The 23778-nt window shown below is 52.4% G+C and carries 21 protein-coding genes; 2 read left to right on the top strand and 19 right to left on the bottom strand.

All coding sequences use genetic code 11. From position 1 onward, the window contains the following. Positions 1-24 precede the first annotated feature (24 nt). The 6 genes from A7K98_RS04280 to xerD all read right to left on the bottom strand — a co-directional run bounded on the left by A7K98_RS04280 (position 25) and on the right by xerD (position 8494). Positions 25-1518, bottom strand: coding sequence for a capsule assembly Wzi family protein (locus A7K98_RS04280; protein WP_087487458.1), 1494 nt, complete (start codon positions 1516-1518; stop codon positions 25-27). 819 nt (positions 1519-2337) lie between these two features. After that, positions 2338-3858 carry a lysine--tRNA ligase gene (gene lysS / locus A7K98_RS04270; protein WP_087487456.1) on the bottom strand — a complete coding sequence of 507 codons (1521 nt, stop codon included), beginning with the start codon at positions 3856-3858 and terminating at the stop codon, positions 2338-2340. 9 nt (positions 3859-3867) lie between these two features. Further along, positions 3868-4966, bottom strand: a protein-coding gene (gene prfB, locus A7K98_RS04265) for a peptide chain release factor 2 (protein WP_157665850.1) whose coding sequence is annotated in 2 segments (ribosomal slippage) — positions 3868-4890 and positions 4892-4966 — 1098 coding nt in all. Because the reading frame shifts where the segments join, the coding sequence is not laid out codon by codon here. Between the two features lie 140 nt (positions 4967-5106). Beyond that, positions 5107-6843, bottom strand: coding sequence for a single-stranded-DNA-specific exonuclease RecJ (gene recJ, locus A7K98_RS04260; RefSeq protein ID WP_087487455.1), 1737 nt, complete (start codon positions 6841-6843; stop codon positions 5107-5109). A 3-nt stretch (positions 6844-6846) separates the two neighbouring features. Beyond that, on the bottom strand, positions 6847-7551 hold the full coding sequence (gene dsbC, locus A7K98_RS04255) for a bifunctional protein-disulfide isomerase/oxidoreductase DsbC (protein ID WP_087487454.1): 705 nt from the start codon (positions 7549-7551) through the stop codon (positions 6847-6849). Between the two features lie 28 nt (positions 7552-7579). Next, entirely contained in the window at positions 7580-8494 is a 915-nt protein-coding gene (gene xerD / locus A7K98_RS04250) for a site-specific tyrosine recombinase XerD (RefSeq protein WP_087487453.1), read from the bottom strand. Positions 8495-8824: 330 nt separating this feature from the next. Here xerD and fldB point away from each other — a divergent pair, with 330 nt between their 5' ends. Beyond that, the gene (gene fldB, locus A7K98_RS04245) at positions 8825-9343 is read left to right on the top strand and encodes a flavodoxin FldB (protein WP_087487452.1); all 519 of its coding nucleotides are present in this window, start codon (positions 8825-8827) and stop codon (positions 9341-9343) included. A 217-nt stretch (positions 9344-9560) separates the two neighbouring features. On the opposite strand, the gene A7K98_RS04240 is transcribed toward fldB, so the two are convergent. Both A7K98_RS04240 and sdhE read right to left on the bottom strand, forming a co-directional pair. Beyond that, the gene (locus A7K98_RS04240) at positions 9561-9935 is read right to left on the bottom strand and encodes a protein YgfX (protein WP_157665848.1); all 375 of its coding nucleotides are present in this window, start codon (positions 9933-9935) and stop codon (positions 9561-9563) included. Positions 9936-9951: 16 nt separating this feature from the next. Then, positions 9952-10236 carry an FAD assembly factor SdhE gene (gene sdhE / locus A7K98_RS04235; RefSeq protein WP_087487450.1) on the bottom strand — a complete coding sequence of 95 codons (285 nt, stop codon included), beginning with the start codon at positions 10234-10236 and terminating at the stop codon, positions 9952-9954. Positions 10237-10636: 400 nt separating this feature from the next. Here sdhE and ygfZ point away from each other — a divergent pair, with 400 nt between their 5' ends. After that, on the top strand, positions 10637-11617 hold the full coding sequence (ygfZ, locus tag A7K98_RS04230; protein WP_087490356.1) for a tRNA-modifying protein YgfZ: 981 nt from the start codon (positions 10637-10639) through the stop codon (positions 11615-11617). 46 nt (positions 11618-11663) lie between these two features. On the opposite strand, the gene trhA is transcribed toward ygfZ, so the two are convergent. From trhA to ubiI, 11 genes are all read right to left on the bottom strand, one after another. After that, the gene (gene trhA / locus A7K98_RS04225; protein ID WP_087487449.1) at positions 11664-12317 is read right to left on the bottom strand and encodes a PAQR family membrane homeostasis protein TrhA; all 654 of its coding nucleotides are present in this window, start codon (positions 12315-12317) and stop codon (positions 11664-11666) included. 156 nt (positions 12318-12473) lie between these two features. Beyond that, on the bottom strand, positions 12474-13034 hold the full coding sequence (locus tag A7K98_RS04220) for a GNAT family N-acetyltransferase (RefSeq protein WP_157665846.1): 561 nt from the start codon (positions 13032-13034) through the stop codon (positions 12474-12476). Between the two features lie 91 nt (positions 13035-13125). Continuing rightward, on the bottom strand, positions 13126-16005 hold the full coding sequence (gene gcvP / locus A7K98_RS04215; protein WP_087487447.1) for an aminomethyl-transferring glycine dehydrogenase: 2880 nt from the start codon (positions 16003-16005) through the stop codon (positions 13126-13128). A 103-nt stretch (positions 16006-16108) separates the two neighbouring features. Next, the gene (gene gcvH, locus A7K98_RS04210; RefSeq protein ID WP_087487446.1) at positions 16109-16489 is read right to left on the bottom strand and encodes a glycine cleavage system protein GcvH; all 381 of its coding nucleotides are present in this window, start codon (positions 16487-16489) and stop codon (positions 16109-16111) included. Between the two features lie 25 nt (positions 16490-16514). Further along, a complete protein-coding gene (gcvT, locus tag A7K98_RS04205; protein WP_087487445.1) occupies positions 16515-17609 on the bottom strand; it encodes a glycine cleavage system aminomethyltransferase GcvT in 1095 nt (364 codons plus the stop codon). Positions 17610-17979: 370 nt separating this feature from the next. Continuing rightward, on the bottom strand, positions 17980-18891 hold the full coding sequence (locus A7K98_RS04200; protein ID WP_087487444.1) for a nucleoside hydrolase: 912 nt from the start codon (positions 18889-18891) through the stop codon (positions 17980-17982). Positions 18892-18944: 53 nt separating this feature from the next. Further along, positions 18945-19922, bottom strand: a complete 978-nt coding sequence (locus A7K98_RS04195; RefSeq protein WP_157665844.1) for an ABC transporter substrate-binding protein — start codon at positions 19920-19922, stop codon at positions 18945-18947. Positions 19923-19970: 48 nt separating this feature from the next. Further along, positions 19971-20762 carry an ABC transporter permease gene (locus A7K98_RS04190; RefSeq protein ID WP_087487442.1) on the bottom strand — a complete coding sequence of 264 codons (792 nt, stop codon included), beginning with the start codon at positions 20760-20762 and terminating at the stop codon, positions 19971-19973. Then, positions 20755-21579, bottom strand: coding sequence for an ABC transporter ATP-binding protein (locus A7K98_RS04185; protein ID WP_232461591.1), 825 nt, complete (start codon positions 21577-21579; stop codon positions 20755-20757). The genes A7K98_RS04190 and A7K98_RS04185 overlap by 8 nt, the downstream gene beginning before the upstream one ends. A 29-nt stretch (positions 21580-21608) precedes the next feature. Further along, complete coding sequence (gene pncA, locus A7K98_RS04180; protein ID WP_087487441.1) at positions 21609-22259, bottom strand: bifunctional nicotinamidase/pyrazinamidase; 651 nt, start codon at positions 22257-22259, stop codon at positions 21609-21611. A 298-nt stretch (positions 22260-22557) separates the two neighbouring features. After that, the gene (gene ubiI, locus A7K98_RS04175; protein WP_087487440.1) at positions 22558-23766 is read right to left on the bottom strand and encodes an FAD-dependent 2-octaprenylphenol hydroxylase; all 1209 of its coding nucleotides are present in this window, start codon (positions 23764-23766) and stop codon (positions 22558-22560) included. Positions 23767-23778 lie beyond the last annotated feature (12 nt).

Genomic DNA, 23778 nt, shown 5'->3' with positions numbered 1-23778 from the left:
GCAGCGTTCCTTAGTCAGTCCTGGTTATAAATTAAACGGCACTTCCAGTGAGGCGCTGGCACCCAGGTCATTATTATCATTATGGTTAGCATCGGTATACCAGCCCAGCAGATTTAGCCGTACCGATTTATAGACATTGCTGCCCCAGCCCAGTTGTACCCCTTTCAGGGTATCTGCATGCGGGAAGGCATAGTTAGTACTCTGGTTATCCGGATTGACCTTGGCGTAGAAAATTCTGGCACTCCAGCGCTGATTATCTTCGGTCACCAGCTCGGCTTTAGTCGCCAGCAACCGGCCATCTCCGCCAATACTGTCACCCAGTGCATAGCCCTGCTGATAATAACCATCTTTATAAATGTGGTGTTGATAACTGTAATTAGTTCGTCCCATATCGGTACGGGTATCATGACCTTCCACATACCAGTTCAGCGCGTTTTTACCGATGCTGTAGTGCCCTTCCACCCCTGCCAGATACATATTGGCAGATGGCAGCATACCGGCTTCGTCTTCACCAATAATCTGACCGTAGAGACTGATCGGAATACCGAGGGTCGGCTCCAGTTTTAGTTTGGCATCAAAGCCCGCCAGCTGGTTACCCGGTTCATTAGGATCGTTTGGCGCAGTATTATCATTACCGGAAAAACCATCCCAGAAATTACGTAACGATTCCGGGCGTCCCTGTCCGCCCCACTGCATTACGCGGCTGGCACCCAGTTCCAGTGACTGCCACGGCGAAACACTTAATCGCATCCCGATAATTTTGGTATGCGGTACTGCGCTATATTGAGATTCCTGTGAGGCAGAAATCTGGTACTGCCATGGGCCAATCCAGTTGAGCCACCAGGTCTGCGGGGCGGTCTGCTGGTCACGTTGCAGCATAAAACCGGTTAACGGGCGTGCGGCATCAGAACGAATCAGGCTGCCTTCATAGCCAGGCCCCCACCACTGTGGGGTCTGCCCGAAGGAGAGCCACTGGCCGAGGAATTTCACCGCGCCATAGCTGTTATTCAGGTTGGCACGGGAAGGAGAACCAATCTGCTCTCCAGCTTCCAGGTTGCCCTGTAAGTTCACATCCCACCAGTCGCCGCTGTTACTGGCAATCACCGACAGGCTGTTATCGGCCGGGGTAGACTGGGCGAAAGGTTTAGGCTGGCCAGAGCCGTCAGTAGAGGTATAGGCTTTAACACGCACATCGGATTTCAGCACCCGTAACCGTTCCTGGACACGTTCCAGCGCCAGCTGTTCGGAAGCATAAGAAGGATGGGCTTTATCCAGTGCAGCTTCGATGGCGTCTTCACTTAACGGCCAGGTACTGAGGCTAAGATGAATCACCCCGCGATCCGCCAGCCAGCTCAGGTCTGAACGTAAATCGCTGTCGGGTAATACCAGTCCACCGGCAAAACTGCTGGCAGCAGGCAATAATGCAAGACCCACTGCCAGAGCCAGCAGGCTCTTTTTGACACCGCGGCGCGGTTGGCCGGGCTGCGGGTAATCTGCCCCGGTTAAGGCTTTTTGCATCAGTGCTGTCTCCTTTGCTGTCCTGCTGGCCGCACAATCTGTATGGCTGTGGCAACCGGCTGACGATAAAATATAAATAATGGTGAAATGTTGGTTATTGTTAGTGTCATATCGCTGAACACTTATCAATCACTAATATGGATATGGCCTGCAACTGATAAGTTTGCCAGAGCTCACTGTGAACAGGCAACTATTGGCGGATTCTTCATCAACCCCATGGCTGATAAGCGACATTTTTCAACGGTCGTCTAAGAAAATAGCAGAGTTTACTGATTAGCCTGCTTTTTTTTGCAGAAAAGTGCGAAAAATCATTTCGCAGACACGCTACCGCCCCAGGCTTACAGCTACCAGTGTACTGTAGGCAGGGAAGTCCGTCCGGTTTTACGGTGATATCCGCCTGCGCAGTTCTGCAAATTGTGGTCTGTCCGGAACCAGTTCCGAAACGACACCGGATAAAGTCTCAACAAATGTTCAACAATTCCAGTAATATCTGCCAATTATTAAGAATTAATTCAGGTAAATATATAGAGAAATTCCTGGTTTTTTACTTTTGCTGACAATCAATCTTGCAACTGACTAAAAATGCCCCAACCCGGGGATTCCCGAGCCTGCAGGGATAAGATTTTTACGGCTAATAATACAGTAATGAAACTTCAATATGTATGGATGATGCAGAATCATCAGCATTGAGGCGTAACAGGCAGAATTGTGCGCAGGAAACCGCGAAGTGGGTGATTTCTGAAAAAAGTAATGCCCGCGAATAGCGGGCATCAATGTGAACCACTGGCAGTCATCACTGCCCGTGCTCATTGGCGGGAATTATTTTGCTTCCGGGCGCAGTGCCGGGAACAGAATCACATCACGAATAGTATGGCTGTTGGTAAACAGCATGACCATACGGTCGATACCAATCCCCAGTCCGGCAGTTGGCGGCAGGCCATGTTCCAGTGCGGTCACATAGTCTTCATCGTAGAACATCGCTTCATCATCACCGGCATCTTTGGCATTCACCTGCTGCTGAAAACGATCGGCCTGGTCTTCGGCATCATTCAGCTCCGAGAAGCCGTTACCAATCTCACGTCCGCCAATAAAGAATTCAAATCGGTCGGTGATTTCCGGGTTCTGGTCATTACGGCGGGCCAGCGGCGAAACTTCGGCCGGATATTCGGTAATAAAGGTGGGCTGAATCAGCTGGCTTTCGGCAGTCTCTTCGAAAATCTCGGTGACCACACGTCCCAGCCCCCAGCTTTTCTCAACCTTGATACCCAGCGTAGCAGCAATAGCGGTCGCTTTATCAAAATCCTCCAGGTCGCTTAGCTCAGTTTCCGGACGGTATTTTTTAATCGCTTCACGCATCGTGAGGCGGGCAAATGGCTTGCCAAAATCAAACAGCTGGTCACCGTAAGTGACTTCGGTGTGGCCCAGTACCTTCTCTGCCAGAGTACGGAACAGGCTTTCGGTCAGTTCAATCAGGTCGTTGTAGTCTGCGTACGCCATATAGAGTTCCATCATGGTGAACTCAGGGTTATGGCGTGGCGAAATACCTTCATTACGGAAGTTACGGTTGATTTCAAACACGCGGTCAAAACCACCCACCACCAGACGTTTCAGATAAAGTTCCGGCGCAATACGCAGGTACATATCGATGTCCAGCGCATTATGATGGGTGATAAACGGACGGGCTGATGCACCGCCAGGGATCACCTGCATCATTGGGGTTTCCACTTCCATAAACTCGCGTTCAACCATGAACTGACGGATGCCGGCCATGATTTTAGAACGCACCTGGAAAGTATGACGGGATTCTTCGTTGGCAATCAGATCCAGGTAACGCTGGCGGTAACGGGTTTCCTGATCGGCCAGACCGTGGAATTTATCCGGTAACGGGCGAAGTGCTTTAGTCAGCAGACGCAGTTCGCTGCAATGGATAGAGAGTTCACCGGTTTTAGTTTTGAACAGTTTACCGCGTGCTCCCAGGATATCGCCAAGGTCCCATTTCTTAAACTGTTCGTTGTAGTAACCTTCCGGTAAATCATCACGCGAAACATACAGCTGAATACGGCCGCCATTGTCCTGCAGGGTAACAAAGGAGGCTTTCCCCATGATGCGACGGGTCATCATACGCCCGGCCACGCTGACTTCGATGCCGAGATCTTCCAGTTGCTCGCTGTCTTTATCATCAAACTGTTTATGCAGCTTGTCAGACAGGGTATCGCGACGGAAGTCATTCGGAAATGCTACGCCATTCTGGCGCAGCGCGGCCAGCTTCTCACGACGACTTTTCAGTTCGTTGTTGAGTTCCTGGCTGGCATCAGCGTGCTGTGGTTGTTGTTCAGACATGGGGGTTCCTTATAAACCTGCTTTTAAACTTGCTTCAATAAAACGGTCGAGGTCGCCATCCAGAACCGCCTGGGTATTACGTGTTTCCACGCCGGTACGCAGATCTTTAATCCGCGAATCATCCAATACATAAGAACGGATCTGGCTGCCCCAGCCGATATCAGATTTGTTGTCTTCCAGCGCCTGTTTTTCGGCATTCTTTTTCTGCATTTCCAGCTCGTACAGCTTAGCTTTCATCTGCTTCATCGCCTGGTCTTTGTTTTTATGCTGGGAGCGGTCATTCTGACACTGGGTAACAGTGTTGGTCGGGATATGGGTAATACGCACTGCCGATTCGGTACGGTTAACGTGCTGTCCACCGGCACCCGAGGCACGGTATACGTCAATACGTAAGTCGGCCGGGTTAATTTCAATATCAATATCGTCCGCGACTTCCGGATAGACAAATGCCGAACTAAATGATGTATGGCGGCGGCCACCGGAGTCAAACGGGCTCTTACGCACCAGACGGTGAACACCTGTTTCGGTACGCAGCCAGCCGAAAGCATATTCCCCGGAAATACGGATAGTTGCCGATTTTATACCGGCCACATCACCATCAGACTCTTCAATAACTTCTGTTTTAAAGCCTTTATCTTCTGCCCAGCGCAGATACATACGTAACAGCATGCTGGCCCAGTCCTGGGCTTCGGTACCACCGGAGCCGGCCTGCAGGTCGATATAACAGTCAGCACTGTCGTACTCACCAGAGAACATCCGGCGGAATTCCAGTTCGGCCAGTTTCTTGTCCAGATCATCCAGTTCAGCCACTGCCTCGTTGAATGTCTCTTCGTCGTCCGCTTCTACCGCCAGGTCCAGCAACCCGCTGACATCCTCCAGCCCCTGGGCCAGCTGATTCAGGGTGTTAACAATCACTTCCAGTGAGGAACGCTCTTTACCCAGCGCCTGTGCGCGCTCCGGTTCGTTCCACACATCGGACTGTTCCAGCTCAGCGTTTACTTCTTCGAGACGTTCATTTTTAGCATCGTAGTCAAAGATACCCCCTAAGCACATTGCTGCGCTCAGTAAGGTCCTGGATACGGTTTCTGACCGGATTAATTTCAAACATGGCGTAATAGTTCTTTTAGTTGGTCGGTTATGGGCTTAATTAAGGCCACACAGTGTACCGCAAAGGTGAAGTTTCGGGTATCCCCTGTGCGTCAGCAAGCGGCTATTTGTTGCACAGAAAACCCCGTTTATTAAGAAAGATCAGCTTACCGGCCAGAGGTGTTCGACTAACAGCTGCACGTTACGCTGGCCGCGAAACTCATTCACATCCAGTTTATAGGCGACTTCCGCCTGTTGTATGCTGTTATCCGGCCACAGGGTAGTATCGATATTAAAAGCGATGCCATCCAGCAGTGGTCCGCCACCGAGCGGCTCCAGCATCAGTTTCAGGTGACGTTCGCCTACCAGCCGTTGCTGCAGAATGCGAAATTTACCGTCGAAAACTGGCTCCGGAAATGCCTGTCCCCACGGGCCTGCTTCCCGCAAAATTTCCGCGGTATGCAGTGTCAGCTCCTGCCCGGACAACTCACCATCCGACCAGACCACACCCTGCAGCTGCTGTTCGTCCAGCCACTGCCCGGCAAGTTCAGCAAATGCCAGCCGGAACGGTTCAAACTGATCTTCATTCAGTGATAACCCGGCCGCCATCGCATGACCGCCGAATTTAAGAATCAGTCCGGGGTTCAGGGTATCCAGCCGCTCCAGCACATCACGCAGATGCAGACCGCTGATAGAGCGTCCTGATCCTTTCAGTGTTCCGTCACCTGCCGGGGCAAAGGCAAATACCGGCCGGTGAAAACGCTCTTTTAGCCGGGAAGCCACAATCCCAACCACGCCCTGATGCCATTCGGGATGGTAGAACGCCAGCCCGTTAGGCAACTGCTGCTGTTGTTGTTCCAGTGAGTCACACAGGCTTAATGCTTCGGCCTGCATCCCCTGCTCAATCTCTTTGCGCGTCTGATTTAATGCGTCCAGTTCACTGGCCAGCATCCGGGCCTGTTGAGTATCGGTACAGAGTAGCAACGCAACACCGACCGACATATCATCCAGCCGCCCTGCGGCATTGAGCCGTGGGCCCAGTGCAAACCCAAGGTCGGTGGCGACCAGTTTTGCAGGTTGCCGGTTAGCCACTTCCAGTAACGCGCGGATGCCTGGCCGACATTTACCGGCACGGATACGCTGCAACCCTTGCCAGACCAGGATACGGTTATTGGCATCCAGCGGCACGACGTCGGCTACGGTACCCAGCGCGACCAGGTCAAGTAATTCTGCCAGATTGGGTTGCGGGCGGGAGCTGAACCAGTTTTGATCGCGCAGATATGCCCGCAGTGCCAGCATCAGATAAAATGCGACCCCGACTCCTGCCAGGGAACGGGACAGAAACCCGCAATCATCAAGATTAGGGTTAACAATCGCGGCAGCTTCCGGCAAGGTTTCGCCAGGCAAGTGGTGATCGGTAATGACCACCGGAATACCATATTCACTGGCCAGCGCGACTCCTGCATGTGAGGAAATGCCGTTGTCGACGGTCAGAATAAATTCCGCACCCCGCGCGCGAGCTTGTTCAACCACTTCAGGGCTCAGGCCATAACCGTCTTCAAAGCGGTTAGGCACCAGAAAATCAACGTTATCCGCACCCATGCCACGTAACGCCAGCAACGATAATGCTGTGCTGGTTGCTCCGTCGGCATCGAAATCCCCGACTACTATAATCCGCTGTCCAGCGACCATCGCCTGGTGCAGCAGTGCCGCCGCGGTTTCAATTCCGTTCAGCCCTTGCCAGGGCAACAGAGCTGCTGCACTACGTTCGAGTTCTGAGGCTGAACGGACGCCACGCAGCGCATACAAACGACGTAACAATGCCGGCATATCGTCCGGCAACACAGCATCTGCAGCCGCCAGGCGACGGCGCAGTTGCGAAACATGTTTTCCGGCCAAGAGTTACTTACCTGTCGTCAGACTATCGAGATACTGTTTCAGTTCCTGTGGCCCCTGATAGCCCGGGATCAGGGTGCCGGTTTCGGTAATAATTGCCGGAGTTCCCTGAATGCCATACATCAGACCTAACTGATACTGACGGTTAAGGTCAATATTACAGCTGGCAGGTGCAGGTGCTTTACCGCTCATCGCCTCATCAAAGGCTTTATTACGATCAGCAGCACACCATACGGATTTCATGGCTTTTGAAACTTCGCCGCCCATTCCCTCACGCGGGAACGCCAGATAACGTACGGTAATTCCTAAGGCATTATAATCCGCCATCTGCTCATGCAGCTTGTGGCAGTAGCCACAGGTAATATCGGTAAATACCGTCACCACATGTTGCTGTTTTGGCGCTTTATAAATGATCATATCCGGCACCATCTGTTCCATTTTCTTGCCCAGTTGGCGGAAAGTGACATTGACCGGATGCGGTCCGCTGACATCGTACAGCGGTCCCTGAATCATTTGCTTACCATCATCGCTCATATAGAAAACGCCGCTGTCAGTCAGCACGGTTTTCATTCCCGGCAATGGCGATGGCTGGATATCGGTGACCTTAACACCCAGACGTTGCAGGGTGCTCTGAATCGCTGAATCGTCTGCATGAGCCAGACCCGAAATTGCTGACCACAACAGGGTCACTGCTAAAAGCGTTTTTTTCATGAACATTCAGTCCTTTTCATCCGCCGGTTCAGCCCCGGGGATGATGCTGTTGATGTAACTGTCGTAGCCTTTCGTTGGCTACATGAGTATAGATCTGAGTGGTCGACAGATCGCTGTGACCGAGCAGCATTTGTACTACCCGCAAATCAGCACCGTGATTTAGCAGATGCGTGGCAAATGCATGGCGCAATACGTGCGGTGACAACTTTTCACTGTCGATACCGGCCAGCACTGCGTAGTGCTTTATCCGGTGCCAGAAGGTCTGTCGTGTCATCTGCTGAGCACGGTTACTGGGGAACATGACATCCAGCGACTGACCGTTGGTCAGCCAGGGACGGCCATATTCCAGATATTGTTCCAGCCAGTACACCGCCTCTTCTCCCAGCGGCACCAGCCGTTCTTTATCACCTTTACCGATAACCCGGACCACCCCCTGACGCAGGCTGATATCACTGACCGATAAGCCCACCAGCTCAGAGACCCGCAATCCGGTCGCGTAGAGTAACTCCAGCATGGCTTTATCACGTAATTCCAGAGGAATTTCTGTCGAAGGGGCCTGTAGCAGCCGTTCAATCTGTGATTCGCTGAGGTCTTTAGGTAACCGCTGGGGCAGTTTAGGCGATGAAAGTACCGCACTGGGGTCATCACTGCGCTGCTTTTCCCGGTACAGATACTGAAACAAGCGACGCATTGCACTGAGCTGCCTGGCCGAACTGCTGGCTTTATAGCCACCTTCCAGCCGTTCGGCAAGGAAACTCTGTAAATCTTCTGCCGTCACATCCAGTAACGAAAGCTGCTGTGCCGCCAGCCAGTCGGTCAGCTGATGCAGATCCTGGCGGTAAGAGGAAAGAGTATTTTGTGCCAGATTACGTTCAATCCACAGCGTGTCGAGAAACAGCTCGATTTTGCTGAGATTTTCATCATGTTGCTGTTGTTCCTGCACCCTGCCTCCTTTTTTCACAACACAGCTAATCACGGTTTAGCCGGCGGTTTTATCACCGCCCGGTCATTATGCCTGAAATGGTACGGTGATGGCTAAGAGAATCTCCGGCAGCCCTGGCGGTGCTGACTGCCCTGTTTAGCCGGGGGTGGCCCCCCATTCCCCGTTCAGACGTCGTCTGAAGAGAGTTACAGATGTCGTTTTCCCTGACAACCTGCATCAGATATCAATGACAGCAGATTTCCAGCGGGTTAGCAGGATAACGCCAGCGCCTTTAACGCCATTCTCTGCTACCATACGCCGCAGTTTTCGATCAACAGAGCAAATAACGGCATGAAAATCGGATTATTCTACGGTTCCAGTACCTGCTATACCGAAATAGTGGCGGAAAAAATCCGCGATTTTATCGGCGCTGATTTGGTCACTTTGCACAATGTAAAAGACGGAACCACCGAATCCATGCAGCATTATGATCTGCTGATTATGGGGATCCCGACCTGGGATTTTGGTGAGTTACAGGAAGACTGGGAAGCCATCTGGCCTATGTTGCCAGACCTACAACTGCAGGGAAAAATTGTGGCGCTGTACGGAATGGGTGATCAGATTGGTTACAGCGAATGGTTCCTGGATGCTCTGGGTATGTTGCATGATTTGCTGCAACCGATGGGCGTTCGTTTTGTCGGCTACTGGCCAACCGCGGGTTTTGAATTTATCAGCCAGAAGGCGGTATTACCGGGGGGCAATCAGTTTGTCGGCCTGGCACTGGATGATGTAAATCAGTTTGAACTGACCGATGAACGGATTGAGCAGTGGTGCGAACAGATTCTGACCGAAATGTCGGCCCTGCTGTAAATTTATCAGTCATCCTGGTTGTTGCAGTGGCAAAGTGATTTGCAGTTAAGATTAACCGCTGCGTTTGTGGCTAAGTTTTACAGGGCAAATACCAACACAGCGGTTGTTAATACCGTACGCTTGCCAGTGCAGCTGCCGGTAATGCACCGTTGTCGTTACGATACAGATGTCAGTGCGGCACAGACACCAGCCCCACCGGATAACCCCCTGCTGCCGGTCAGCAGGGTAATCTGCAGCAATAAAACCAGTGCATTCGCAGACCACGCCAGTCAGCTTCAGGCATTGCATCCTTTATCAGCCAGAACTTCATCCGCTGGCATTGTTCGTTTTCCAGCGTCAGTAATACTGCCCAGGGCAGCCAGCCCGGATTTCTGACCGTTCTCCAGCGTTGCTGTTGCCAGTACCAGATCCCCTGGTTATCCAGCTCTATTTTTCCGCAACGCCCGGAAAATCGCCGGCGGGCCTGCTTGCCTTCCTGCCATACCAGCAGGAAGGAAAGCAGCTTTAGTGGTGACCACAGCAACGGCCAGGGCGAACAGAGCAGAGCCACTAACAGCAGAAACTGTATCAGCCATTGTATTCGCCCTGCCATTCGTGATGCTGTCAGCTCAGAGTGCCACCGGGCCGCGTTGTGCATTGCGTTCACGAATCAGATTAACCATCCGTTTCAGTTCAGGATCTGCCGGTTCGCCATGTTCCATCATCCAGTTAAATAAATCAGGGTCATCGGCACGCAACAGGTTAATAAAACACTGCTTATCGTGGTCACTGAGCGAGTCATATTCGTATTTAAAGAATGGCATAATCGCGATATCCAGTTCCAGCATGCCACGGCGGCAAGCCCACTGAACGCGGGATTTATCTTCAATTCCCGGGGAGGTAGTGTTCGGCATTATTTATCCTGTGCTGTTAACCGACAGGCGGACAGTTTACCCCGGTTAGCCCGCCGCTTGCGACACTCCCCGGCTAGCGGCGTTAAAAATTGCGTACTGCGCTGCAGTCAGTCGGTGGCAAATCTGAACCAAACCCTGTTTTCTCCTCTGTTCTCAGCAGCCCGACTGAGTGTCAGTGTTCAACAAGGTTGCATATCCCGGGACTGAATTGACCAGATTGCTCTCTGGAGCCGGGCAAATCGCCAACAGTGCGCATTTGTGGTGTGGTTGTGCCCTTTTCAGCAGAGCAGCTTTGGTGAATAATGCGCAGACACAGGCCAATTTTATCGTCGGTGCAGGAAAACGGCCATGCGCCGGTTCTGCCGCACTGACACTTCAGATTCAGCCACAGGATCTTCTTATGCCCGCAAATACTCTTTCATACCCGGCACCGGCAGAGGCTCTGCCACTGACCGTTATTGCACTCGACGACTGGGCTCTGGTTACTGCCCGCGGACCTGACAGCACCAGTTACCTGCAGGGTCAGCTCACGCTGGATGTTGCAGCGCTTGAGGAGAATAATCACCGTCTGGCCGCGCATTGTGATGCGAAAGGAAAAATGTGGAGCAACCTGCGACTGTTCCATGATCTGCAGGATTACGGCTATCTGTTACGCCGCCAGGTTCGTGAACAACAGCTGACCGAGCTGAAAAAGTATGCGGTATTTTCCAAAGTGACTCTTGCTGCAGACGACAGCCGCCTGCTGACCGGTGTGGCTGGCAGTGGCGCCCGTGATGCACTGGCCGGAATCTTTGCTCAGTTGCCGGACAGTGAAAATCCACGTGTGCAGGCTGATAACACCCTGCTGCTCTGGCTGCCATTACCGGAAGAACGTTTTCTGGTTATCGCCGCTGAACCAGAAACTACGGCATTACGTCATGCACTGAACAGCGCACAGTCTGCTGACAGCCAGCAGTGGCTGGCACTGAATATTGCGGCCGGAGAGCCACTGATTGATACCGCAGTCAGCGACGAATTTATTCCTCAGGCGACCAATCTTCAGGCTCTCAATGCCATCAGCTTTAAAAAGGGCTGTTATACCGGTCAGGAAATGGTTGCCCGGGCTAAATATCGCGGGGCCAATAAGCGTGCGCTTTACTGGCTGCGTGGCAACAGTGAAAAAATCCCGGTTGCCGGAGATTCGCTGGAATTGCAGATGGGCGATAAATGGCGTCGTACCGGCACCGTACTGGCTGCTGTCAGGCTGAGTAACGGTGAACTGTCACTGCAGGCCGTACTGAATAATGACCTGGAAAGCGACGCAGTACTGCGTCCGGAAGGGGATGAAGGTGCGGTGCTCAACGTTCAGCCACTGCCCTACTCTCTGGCAGAAGCTGACTGACCGTTACCGGCAGTGCCTGAATCAGGCACTGCCGGACTACTGGCGTTTAGCGAACGTAAAAGTAGATTGCGCAGAAATGGCAGATTGCGCCCCCCAGCACAAAGCCGTGCCAGATAGCATGATTAAACGGAATACGCCGCGAGACATAAAAAATAACCCCCAGCGAATAAACAATCCCACCGATTGCCAGTAACCAAACGCAGGCCGCTGACAGCCGGGTCGCCATCTGGTAAATCACCACCAGCGATAACCAGCCCATCAGCAGATAGGTCACTACCGAGACAATTTTGAAACGGTGAGCAAACCCCAGTTTAAAAATAATCCCCGCCAGTGCCAGCAACCAGATGACCACCATTAATCCGTAAGCCAGCGGGGATTTCAGCCCTACCAGCAGAAACGGGGTATAGGTCCCGGCAATCAACAGATAAATCGCGCAGTGGTCAAATTTTTTCAGCCACGGCTTAGCTTCGGGTGAGGGAATCGCATGATAGAGGGTGGATGCCAGGAAAAGCAGGATCATACTGCCACCATACAGACTGTAACTGGTAATCGTCATCGCGCCGGCATGGGTGTTAATCGCCCGGGTCAGTAACAATACCAGCCCGACAATTCCGAATATACATCCCAATCCGTGGCTGACGCTGTTTGCAACCTCTTCAGCGACGGAATATCCTTTCGGAAAAAAACGGTGTTTTGTCATCGAATGCTTCCTGAATTAATGCCAGATTCCTGATAAATCCCCCACAGCGTAGCGAAGAAAATTTTCAGTGTACAGTTGTAAGCTGAAATAAATTTGTGAATGGCTGTAACCAGCTTCACAAAGAGGCCGTTTCTCCACAGCCCCGCATATTTTAGTTCAGACTGACCAGCGTCCGGCAGCTGTTTCAGGGACTTTTGGATCACTGCTTAACCGCGAGAACAACAGGTCATTACGCCACCCGCCGTCAAGCCAAAAACTTTGTCTTAAACATCCCTCATAGTGAAATCCACACCGCTCCATCAGACGAACACAGGGGGTATTACCCTCAGTTACCCGACAGAACAGCCGGTGGCCATAGCCGCCGCCAAAAAATGCGCTGCTCAGTGCATGCAGTGACTCACTGCCATAGCCTTTACCCTGACCTTCCCGGCTCAGAATAAAACCTGCCTCAGCTATCCCGGGGTCAGTCATACACCTGCCAGTAAGGCCTACCGGCCTACCCTGTTCACCTTCACTCAGTAACAGACAAAGCCAGTGGCTACTGTGGCGATCCCAGTCAGCCAGACGAAGAGTAAACCGCTCACGGATTTCCGCTTCACTCAATGGATCGGTGATAAAGCGCATAACCTGCCGGTCCTGATACAGATGGCAGAAAAAGGACCAGTCATTTCTGGTTAGCCGGCGGCCGGTCAGGCGCGCGGTTGTCAGCTGCTTCATCGGTTTCTCCATCGACATATAAAAAAACCGCGGTCTCTGCAAAGAGCCGCGGTGTTTACTTTACCCGAACTGTATGACGGCAATATTCTGTTTACTGTGCCTGATAATCGCTGATCGGTACACAGGAGCAGAACAGATTGCGATCGCCGTATACGTCATCCAGTCGTTTAACGGTCGGCCAGTATTTGTCCTCGCTGCCGGCAGGGAAAACTGCCTGTTCACGGGTATAACTGTGTTGCCATTCCCCTGTGATTTCCTGCTGGGTATGTGGAGCATTCACCAGCGGATTATCGTTCGCCGGCCATTCACCTGCGGCTACTTTGTCAATTTCGCTGCGGATTGCCAGCATTGCTGCAATAAACCGGTCCAGTTCCTGCTGACTTTCTGACTCTGTGGGTTCCACCATCAGGGTTCCCGCCACCGGGAACGACATGGTCGGTGCATGGAAACCATAGTCAATCAGCCGTTTGGCAATATCCATTTCACTGATCCCTGTCTGTTCTTTCAGCGGGCGAATATCCAGAATACATTCATGCGCCACGTGCCCGTCTGCACCGGTATAAAGGATCGGATAAGCGTCACTCAGACGACGGGCGATATAGTTAGCATTGAGAATCGCCACTGAGCTTGCCTGACGCAAACCTTCCGCCCCCATCATCCGGATATACATCCAGCTGATAGGCAGAATAGAGGCACTGCCAAAGGGTGCTGCTGAAACTGCGCCTTCACGGGTCAGAACGCCGTCCAGTTGAACCACACTGTGCCCGGGAACAAACGGTGCCAGGTGGGCTTTTACGCCAATTGGTCCCATTCCCGGTCCGCCGCCGCCATGTGGAATGCAGAAGGTTTTGTGCAGATTCAGGTGTGATACATCGGCACCAATAAATCCGGGAGAGGTCAGCCCGACCTGGGCATTCATATTGGCACCATCCAGATAAACCTGACCTCCGTGCTGATGAACAATCTGGCAGACTTCACCGATTGTGGCTTCATAAACTCCGTGGGTTGACGGGTAAGTAACCATAATGCAGGATAGCTGTTCACCCGCCTGCTCGGCTTTCAGACGAAGATCATCAAGATCAATATTCCCCTGTTTATCACAGGCCACAACCACGACTTCCATACCGGCCATCTGAGCTGAGGCAGGATTGGTACCGTGGGCAGATGCAGGAATCAGACAGATATTGCGTTCCGGCTGCTGACGACTTTCATGATAACGACGGATAGCCAGCAGGCCTGCGTATTCTCCCTGCGCACCGGAATTTGGCTGCATACAGAGAGCATCATAACCCGTCAGTTGCACCAGCCAGCGTGACAACATATCAATCATCTGCAGATAACCTGCCGCCTGAGAAGTCGGGCAGAACGGATGTAACCCCGCAAACTCCGGCCAGGTAACCGGCAGCATTTCTGCGACAGCATTGAGTTTCATGGTGCAGGAACCGAGCGGGATCATGGCCTGATTCAATGCCAGATCTTTTTTCTCCAGCCGGTGCAGGTAACGCATCATTTCCGTTTCGCTGTGATAACGGTTAAACACCGGATGAGTGAGGATCGCATCGTTGCGGTATAACGCCTGCGGGATCGAATGGCTCTCAGTAGCCAGCGACTGATCCAGGCTATCGATATCCACTGGCGCAGTGTCACCGGTAATAATCGTAACCAGGGCTTGCAGGTCTTCGCGGGCGGTTGTTTCATCCAGAGTGATTCCGACCGCCTGATGCAGATCGGTACGTAAATTAACCCGGTGCTCAGCCGCACGCTGCAGCACTGCCGCTTTATCTTTCACTTCAACCATCAGGGTATCAAACCACTGATGATTACGAATTTTCACGCCTCGTTGCTGCAACGCTGCCGCCAGAATATCGGTCATGCGGTGAATACGTTCAGCAATAGTTTTCAGGCCCTGCGGACCATGCCAGACTGCATACATACCGGCAATATTGGCCAGCAATACCTGAGAGGTACAGATGTTGGAGTTAGCTTTTTCCCGGCGGATATGTTGCTCACGGGTCTGCATCGCCATACGCAATGCCTGATTACCGCTAACATCCCGTGATACCCCGATAATCCTGCCGGGCATTGCACGTTTGTGCTCGTCACGGCTGGCGAAGAACGCCGCATGTGGCCCGCCGTAGCCCATAGGCACACCAAACCGTTGTGATGATCCAAACACAATGTCTGCGCCCTGAGCACCTGGTGAGGTCAGTAATACCAGTGCCATAAAATCGGCCGCGACACTGACGATCACTTTGCGTTGCTTCAGTTGCGCGATGATTTCACGATAGTCATGCAGGTGGCCACGGGTACCGCAATACTGCAGCAACACACCGAACAGATCCTGATGGTCAGCAGCACGTTCTGCCGCATCAATGATCAGTTCAAAACCAAAGGTTTCGGCACGGGTACGCACCACATCGAGAGTTTGCGGATGAATATCGTCGGCAACAAAAAACTTATTGGCATTTTTCAGCTTACTGACGCGTTTTGCCATTGCCATCGCTTCAGCAGCAGCGGTCGCCTCATCCAGCAACGAGGCCGAGGCGATATCCATCCCGGTCAAATCGAGTGTCAGTTGCTGGAAATTAAGCAGTGCTTCCAGTCGGCCCTGAGAAACTTCCGGCTGATAGGGAGTATAAGCCGTATACCAGCCCGGATTTTCCAGCAGATTACGCAGGATAACCGGCGGAGTAATAACTGCACTGTAACCCATACCTATCCAGGATTTGTATAACTTGTTTTTTCCGGCAATAGCCTTCAGCTCAGCCAGAGCCTGCTGCTCAGTGACCGCTTCACCTGTCGCCGGCAGTTCAGGCAGACGAATTGACTGCGGAACAATCGCATTAATCAGTGCCGGTAAGCTGTCTGCACCAATGCTTTGTAGCATAGTTTGCTGCTGCTTTTCGGTCGGGCCAATATGGCGGGAGATAAAGTCATTCTGGTTTTCAAGCTGGCTGAGAGTCCGGGTCATTCGCTGTGCATCCTGAATCTGGCTGGAATTAATACGGCAGCAGCACTGGCAACTGCCGTTTCAGGTCATTCCGGCTACAGACTGTGCAGCCGGGGTCTGGCAGTTATTCGTCAATCGCGGCTTTATAGGCTGCTGCATCCAGCAGGCCATCTTCTCCTCCGGCCGGTTGTAATTTGAATAACCAGCCAGCGTTGTAAGGGTCACTGTTCACCAGTTCCGGGTTTTCGGCCAGCGCTTCATTAACCGCAATAACTTCACCATTCAGCGGTGCATAGATATCGGAAGCCGCTTTTACCGATTCGGCAACAGCACAGTCATCACCCTGTTGCAGTTGTGCGCCAGTTTCTGGCAGGTCAACAAACACCATGTCACCCAACAGCTCCTGGGCATGTTCGGTAATTCCGACGGTTACACTGCCATCATCTTCAAAACGTACCCACTCGTGACTTTCACGGTATTTCAGTTCAGCCGGAACATTGCTCATTGGGGTTATCTCCTGAAATTATTTTTTATACCAAAGGTTTGCCGGCACGAACGAAAACCGGCCGGGTAACGGTGACCGGCATCTCGCGCTGGCGAATTTGTACCACAGCAGTATCACCGACAGAGGCAGGGACACGGGCCAGGGCAATACCGCAGCCCAGGGTGGGCGAAAACGAACCGCTGGTAATGATCCCTTGCTGCTGTACACCGTCACTGTCAGTAAACAGCACCGGTAGCTCATTTCGCAATACACCTTTTTCTTTCAGCACCAGTCCGACCAGTTTTTCTGTGCCAGTCCTGCGTTGCTGTTCCAGAGCTTCACGTCCGATAAACTGACGATCTTCCGGTTGCCAGGCGATGGTCCAGCCCATATTGGCCGCCAGTGGAGATACTGACTCATCCATTTCCTGACCATACAGGTTCATACCCGCCTCCAGTCGCAGAGTATCGCGGGCTCCGAGACCGGCCGGTTTCACTCCTGCGTTAAGCAACTGCTGCCAGAAATCTGCTGCCTGAGCGGCAGGTAACGCAATTTCATAGCCAGCTTCCCCGGTGTATCCGGTGGTAGCAATAAACAGATCACCGCTCTGAACTCCGTAAAACGGCGCCATTCCTTCAGTTTGCTGGCGCTGGCTGTCAGTAAACAGCGTGCGCGCCTTTTGCTGTGCCTGTGGCCCCTGCACTGCTATCAGAGCCAGTTCACTGCGTTCCTGTAACTGCACCTCAAATGCACTGGCATGTTCCGTTATCCAGGCGAGATCTTTCTCTCTGGTAGCAGAATTGACCACCAGCCGGAAATACTCTTCTGAAAGAAAATAGACAATTAAGTCATCAATAACGCCACCGGAAGCATTCAGCATCGCGCTGTATAAAGCTTTGCCGGGTGTAGTGAGTCTGGCGACATCATTTGCCAGCAGATAACGGAGAAATTCGCGGCTGCGCGGCCCGGTAATATCCACTATGGTCATATGTGAAACGTCGAACATTCCGGCATCGTGGCGTACGGCCTGGTGTTCATCAATCTGAGAACCGTAATGCAAAGGCATCATCCAGCCGTGAAAATCCACCATTCTGGCCCCGCAGGCCTGATGCTGTTCAAACAAAGGTGTGTGCTGAGTCATAACTGTCCCGTTGATAAGTAAGGGTTTTACCCTGAGCTGTCAGGCCGCCACGGTTATCTGTCGCAACGCAAACGTTATCCTTAGCAAAAAACTTACCACCGAAAGGCAAAATTAACTATAAGCAAAATAATGGCGAAACAGGGTGATGCACCGACATAGTGCATAAATAATTGCAGATAAATAAACCAGGTAATCAGTAAAATATAGATTTAAACACTGTTTAACCGGGTAATATTTAGTATATCTACGAACTTAAAGGAAGGGTTATTGTTAATAAAAGACGCCATGCCTGAGACATCGGATTAGAAAAAGTATGGCAAAGCACAGCGTCAAATTAGAATAAATCAAACGAGGATCAATTACGGTGCATTCAGTGGCTGAGCAATTCCATCAGCATCCGGAACAGTCGTTGATCATCGACCCCGGTAATAACTTTCGCATTGGGCTGGCGTCCGGCCAGATGCCGTTCACTGACAAAGCCGACACTTCGCCCGTAGTTAATGCCGGGAGTACAGTCGACACTAACCAGTGCCATAATCCCCGTAAAACAGTCAGGGTCCAACAGCCCGGCAATCACACAAGGATCATGCAGACAAGGATCTGCGGCACCGTAATCTGCCAGCATCACAGCTGCCAGCTGACAGGACGCTGAATCCGATTGGCGTAACGCTTCGATGCGCGGTGCGGTTAATAAAGCCTTTGAAGTCACATCCAGCCCGAACAACGTCAGTGGTACTCCGGCCGCCAGTACCACTTCTGCAGCATGAGGGTCGCAGGCAAAATTAAATTCTGCGGCAGGGGTCGTATTCCCCGGGCAGAATACCGCCCCACCCATCACGACTATCTGTTTTATCAGCGGGACAATCTCCGGTGCCTTAATCAGTGCCAGGGCAATATTGGTCATGGGACCGAGCACGCAGAGTGTTATTTCTGAGGGTGCCGCCAGCACTGTGTCGATAATAAAATCGACGGCATGTTGTTCTGCGGGACGGAGTTCCGAATCAGGCAAACCACTGTTCCCCAGACCATCAGCACCATGTACTGACGAAAGCCGGGCTGGCCCCGGAAAAATCGCCCGCGAACATCCGGCAAATACTGGGATATCCTCCCGCCCCAGAAAAGAGAGGATGCGTAATGCATTGCGGGTGACCGCAGGTAAAGGCAGGTTGCCTGCAACCGTGGTAATTCCGCGCACATTGAGCTGCTCACCCGCAGCCAGAGCCATCATTAATGCAACTGCATCATCCACACCGGGATCACAATCGATAATTATCTTTTCCATACCCTCTCCTGCCCTGCGCATTGTTTTCCGCAGGGCCTGTAGTGGTGAGCCGCTTACTTGAGTAACTGGTTGGTGTAGTATTTATCGGCCGGTAACACCGTTTTTATCTGGCCGGTTGCCTGTAATGCTTTGGCAATCGGCAACCAGTTCTCATCACTTTGCATCATGTAACCCTGCGGCCCTTTCATATCCGGAGAGATAATTTTCCAGGCTTTGGTGCTCAGAGCCACTGACCCACTGTCCGGATAGGCTTTATGCAACAGTTCTGCGGCATCATCCGGATGAGCTGCTGCCCATTCCGTGGCTTTGATCGTGGCCTGCATCCATTTTTTCGCCACATCACCGTGATCCTGCAGATAGCGGGTGGAAGCGGTATACGCCCAGACCGGTACATCCGGCACACCGGCATCTTTACCCACCAGTTGTCCCGGAGTCTTGTTTTGTGACAGCTCAACATCGGGAATCAGGAAGTTATTAGTATTGGTGGCAATATCAACTTTGCCAGCCAGTAACAGCGGCACATCACTGTCCTGGGCAATAATAAATTTCACATCACTTTCCTGAAGTCCGGCCGCTTTGAGCACAAACGGCATCATCGCTTTACTCCAGGAATCGGTATAAATCGCGATCGATTTACCTTTCAAATCTTTCAGAGATACCGGAACCCCGGGTTTAGTAAACAGCCCCCAGTTATTATGCTGAGCATATAAACCCACAGCGATCACAGGCAGTCCCTGATCGGCTGCAAATACCACATCGGTAGTGGCATTCAGGCCAACATCAGCCTGGCCCAGCGCCAGCATGCGGGCAGTGGTTTGTGAATCTGGCGGGAAAATAACTTTCACATCCAGTCCCGCCTGCTGATAGAAGCCTTTTTCCTGCCCCACTACAATAGGGATCAGTTCGTGATCGGCTCCGGCCCAGTCATAGACAAAGCGGATGGGTGTCAGAGTTTCGGCATGCGCAAAGCCCGCCGAAACACCGGACAGTAATGCACTGAGAATGGCGGTACGAATAATAGCTGCTTTCACTGTGTATACCTCTGTCAGGATAATAGGTTGCGGTGAATTTCACCGGGCTTAACGTAAGTAACCCGGGGCTTTGGTCCGGCTTCTCCACGGAGTGGCTAACCTTTCCAGGCCCAGTACAATCAGGAATGAACCCACACCAATCGACGTCAGCAGGATCATCGCCGCATACACCCCGGCGGTGTCCATCCGCGCATTGGCGCTGAGCAGATAAGTCCCCAGTCCCTGCTGGGCCGATGCCGTCCACTCCCCGATGACCGCTCCGGTTACCGCATAAGTCGCCCCGATTTTAAGCCCGGAGAACAACGGACCGACGCAGGCCGGCAGTTTGACCAGCATAAATACCCGCAGCGGTTTACCGCCCATAAGTCTGGCCAGGTTCAGCATGTCGCGGTCGATGCCCGCCAGCCCGTCCAGCACATTAACGACGACCGGGAAAAAGACTATCCATGCCACGATAATCAGTTTTGGCAGCAGACCAAAACCGAAAATAATCACCAGAGGTGCGGCAATAGCTACAATCGGCACTGCCTGGGAAACTATAAGCGCCGGCATAACCAGTCGCTGAACCAGCGGAATTTGCCCCATCAGTAATGCCAGTACAAATCCAGCCACCGCGCCAAGCAGATACCCCATCGCGGTTTCTGACAGCGTTTGCCAGGTCAGTAACTGTAACCGCTGACCATTCTCCAGCAGGGTGCGGAATGCTGTCAGTGGTGAAGGAATTACATACTGCGGCAGCCCGGAAATCCAGATAACCAACTGCCACAGAACGACAATCATCACCAGCGAAATCAGCCAGACCAGTACCGCCCGCCAGGGATGCTGCTGAGAGTTATTCATGGCGGCCTCCGTTTTGTTTCTCATCGTGATACAGCCGGCTCATAATCTGTCGTTTCAGCTGCACAAAAGTATCTCCGGTCAGGTCTTCCAGGGTACGCGGTCTTGGCAGTTCCACGGTCAGGATTTCGGCTATCCGCCCGGGACGCGGGGTCATTACCACAATCCGATCCGCCAGGAAAATCGCTTCATCCACATCGTGGGTAACAAACAGCACCGTCCGTTTGAGATCACGCCAGATTTGTAATAACCACTCCTGCATACTGAATCTTGTCTGAGCATCCAGGGCTCCAAACGGTTCATCCAGCAACATCACTTCTTTACCGGCAGCGACGGTACGCATCATCGCTACCCTCTGACGCATTCCTCCCGATAACGCATGCGGATAATGGTCAAGAAAATCCCCCAACCCGTAACGGGTGGCCAGCTCCTCAGCCTGTTGGCGATCGGCCGCACTGACACCCCGGGTTAATGCAGCCGCCAGGGTAATATTGCCGCGCACCGTGCGCCACGGCAGCATCAGGTCTTTTTGCAGCATATAGCCGACCTGTCCTGGCTTGTTGGTCACATCTTTTCCTTCCAGGAAAATCCGCCCTTCACTGGAAGGCAGCAGCCCGGATACCACATTAAACAGAGTGCTTTTGCCACAGCCCGAGGCACCAAGGATGCAGATAAACTCGCCTTCACACACCTGCAGGCTGACATTATTAAGTGCAGTGACATCTCCGTAACGGACGGTAAGGTTATTAATTTCCAGCCGGATCGGCCTTGAATCCACCGGGTCCGCCGGAGGAGGCATATCTGTGGTCAGTACAGACATAGTGTCTCCCTGTCAGAACAGTTTTAGTTTTAGTTAACAGCGGAAGAGTGGATTAGTTTTACACCCTGCGACAGCATCTGTTCACGGGCCGCAGCCAGTGATCCCTGTAAATCTATCGCTTTACAGGCATCCTCAATCACTGAAGTCGTAAAGCCCGCCAGGCTAGCGTCGATGGCTGTCATGGAGACACAAAAGTCTGTTGCCAGACCCACCACATACAGCGTGTGAATATCGCGGGCATGCAGATACGAGGCCAGCCCTGTAGTGGTCTGCCGGTCAGCCTCAGTAAATGCTGAATAGCTGTCGATATGCGAATGGCAACCTTTGCGGATAATCAGTTGTGCATGAGGGACCTGCAGGCTGGCATGCAGAGCCGCATCTTCACTGCCCTGAACCGCATGAACCGGCCAGAGGATTTGCGGGCCGTAGGGGGTATCGATAAATTCACCGGGTTGTTTTCCCGGATGGTTGGCCGCAAAAGAGATATGACCCGACGGATGCCAGTCCTGGGTAAGAATAACGTTGGCGAAGCGGCTTGCCAGTTGATTGATTAACGGGATGATAGTTTCCCCGCCTTCCACGGCCAGGGTTCCGCCGGTCACAAAGCAATTCTGTACATCGACAATAATTAACGCGCTGTGCTGGTCGCTGGCCGGCACAGTGGTCGCTGATGACTGCATAACATTATCCCCGTAATTATAATGAGCATTGTTGCTATCAACCGGTAGTCAGGCAAAGACAGCCAGCGTTCATATTATGACCAAAACTCACCATAATGCCCGATTATAGGTTCATATTTCATAGACTTAAAGCACTATATTCCGGGTGTAATGTTTACCATAATAGGAGTTTCTTATCCGGCGGGAGAGGCGTTTTCCGGATGCACAGGCGGTTTACTGCTGCATTTCTGTGATATGTCACAGAACAGGAGGAGAATATCTTATTGTGGCCCGCAGGAATGCGGGCCGGATTACAAAGTTAACTATTTTTCAGCCAGTCCGGCAAATCATGCAGACCCATTGCCTGTTTCAGTAACTGAGGCTTTACTCCGGGTAAAGTATCCGCCAGTTTCAGACCAATATCCCTTAATAATTTACGGGCGGGGTTATTACCGGCAAACAGATCACGGAAGCCCTGCATTGAAGCCAGCATCAAAGCCGCGCTGTGTTTCCGGCTACGCTCATAACGCCGCAGATACAGGTGCTGACCAATATCTTTCCCCTGTTGCTGCAGACGGCGAATTTCACCAATCAGTTCTGCGGCATCCATAAACCCGAGATTCACCCCCTGGCCTGCCAGCGGATGAATGGTATGAGCCGCATCCCCTACCAGTGCCAGCCGGTGGGCAGCGAACTGTCGGGCATATCTTGCCGTCAGCGGGAAGGTTTTACGATCACTTTCCAGCTGACAGCGGCCGAGCTTCATATCAAACGCTACTGCCAGTTGCTGGTTAAACTGATCTTCTGACATCCCCTGAGCCCGGCTGGCCTGTTGCGGGTCGCAGGACCAGACGATGGAGCTAAGATGCGGATCCTGTAATGGCAAAAACGCCAGAATACCTTCCGCATAGAAAATCTGCCGTGCTACTGAATTATGAGGCTGTTCAGTACGGATGTTAGCTACCAGCGCGTGATGCTGGTAATCACGGAACACCAGCGGAATATCGGCTTTGTCCCGAAGCCACGAGTGTGCGCCGTCGGCAGCCACCAGTAGTCTGGCGGTTAACATACTGCCATCCTGCAGAGTCACAAAGGCTTCATTATCGCCAAAAGCTACCTGTTGCAACTGTGCAGGAGCTATCAGCTGAATATCACTGCACTGGCTGGCACGTTGCCACAGGGCATGATGAATCACCTGGTTTTCAACAATATGCCCCAGGCTGGCAATGCCCTGAGGTCGTTCATCAAAACGGATATGACCAAAACTGTCCTTTTCCCAGACTTCCATTCCGTGATAGGCGCTGGCACGCATCGCCAGAATATCCTGCCATACGCCAAGATGGCTGAGCAGACGTTCGCTGGCAAGGTTGATTGCCGATACCCGAATGGCAGGTGCAGCCTGCATATCAGGGGCACGGGGTGGGGTCTGTTCCAGTACCGCCACTTTCATACCGCAGCCCTGCAGTCCACAGGCAACGGCCAGACCAACCATACCGCCACCGGCAATCACAACATCAAAGCTCTGCATCACTGTTCTCTC

The sequence above is a fragment of the Tatumella citrea genome, assembly GCF_002163585.1.
In the GTDB taxonomy this organism is placed as follows: Bacteria; Pseudomonadota; Gammaproteobacteria; order Enterobacterales; family Enterobacteriaceae; genus Tatumella; species Tatumella citrea.
The sequence above is the reverse complement of the archived record's forward strand: the minus strand, read 5'-3'. Positions and strand labels throughout refer to the sequence as shown.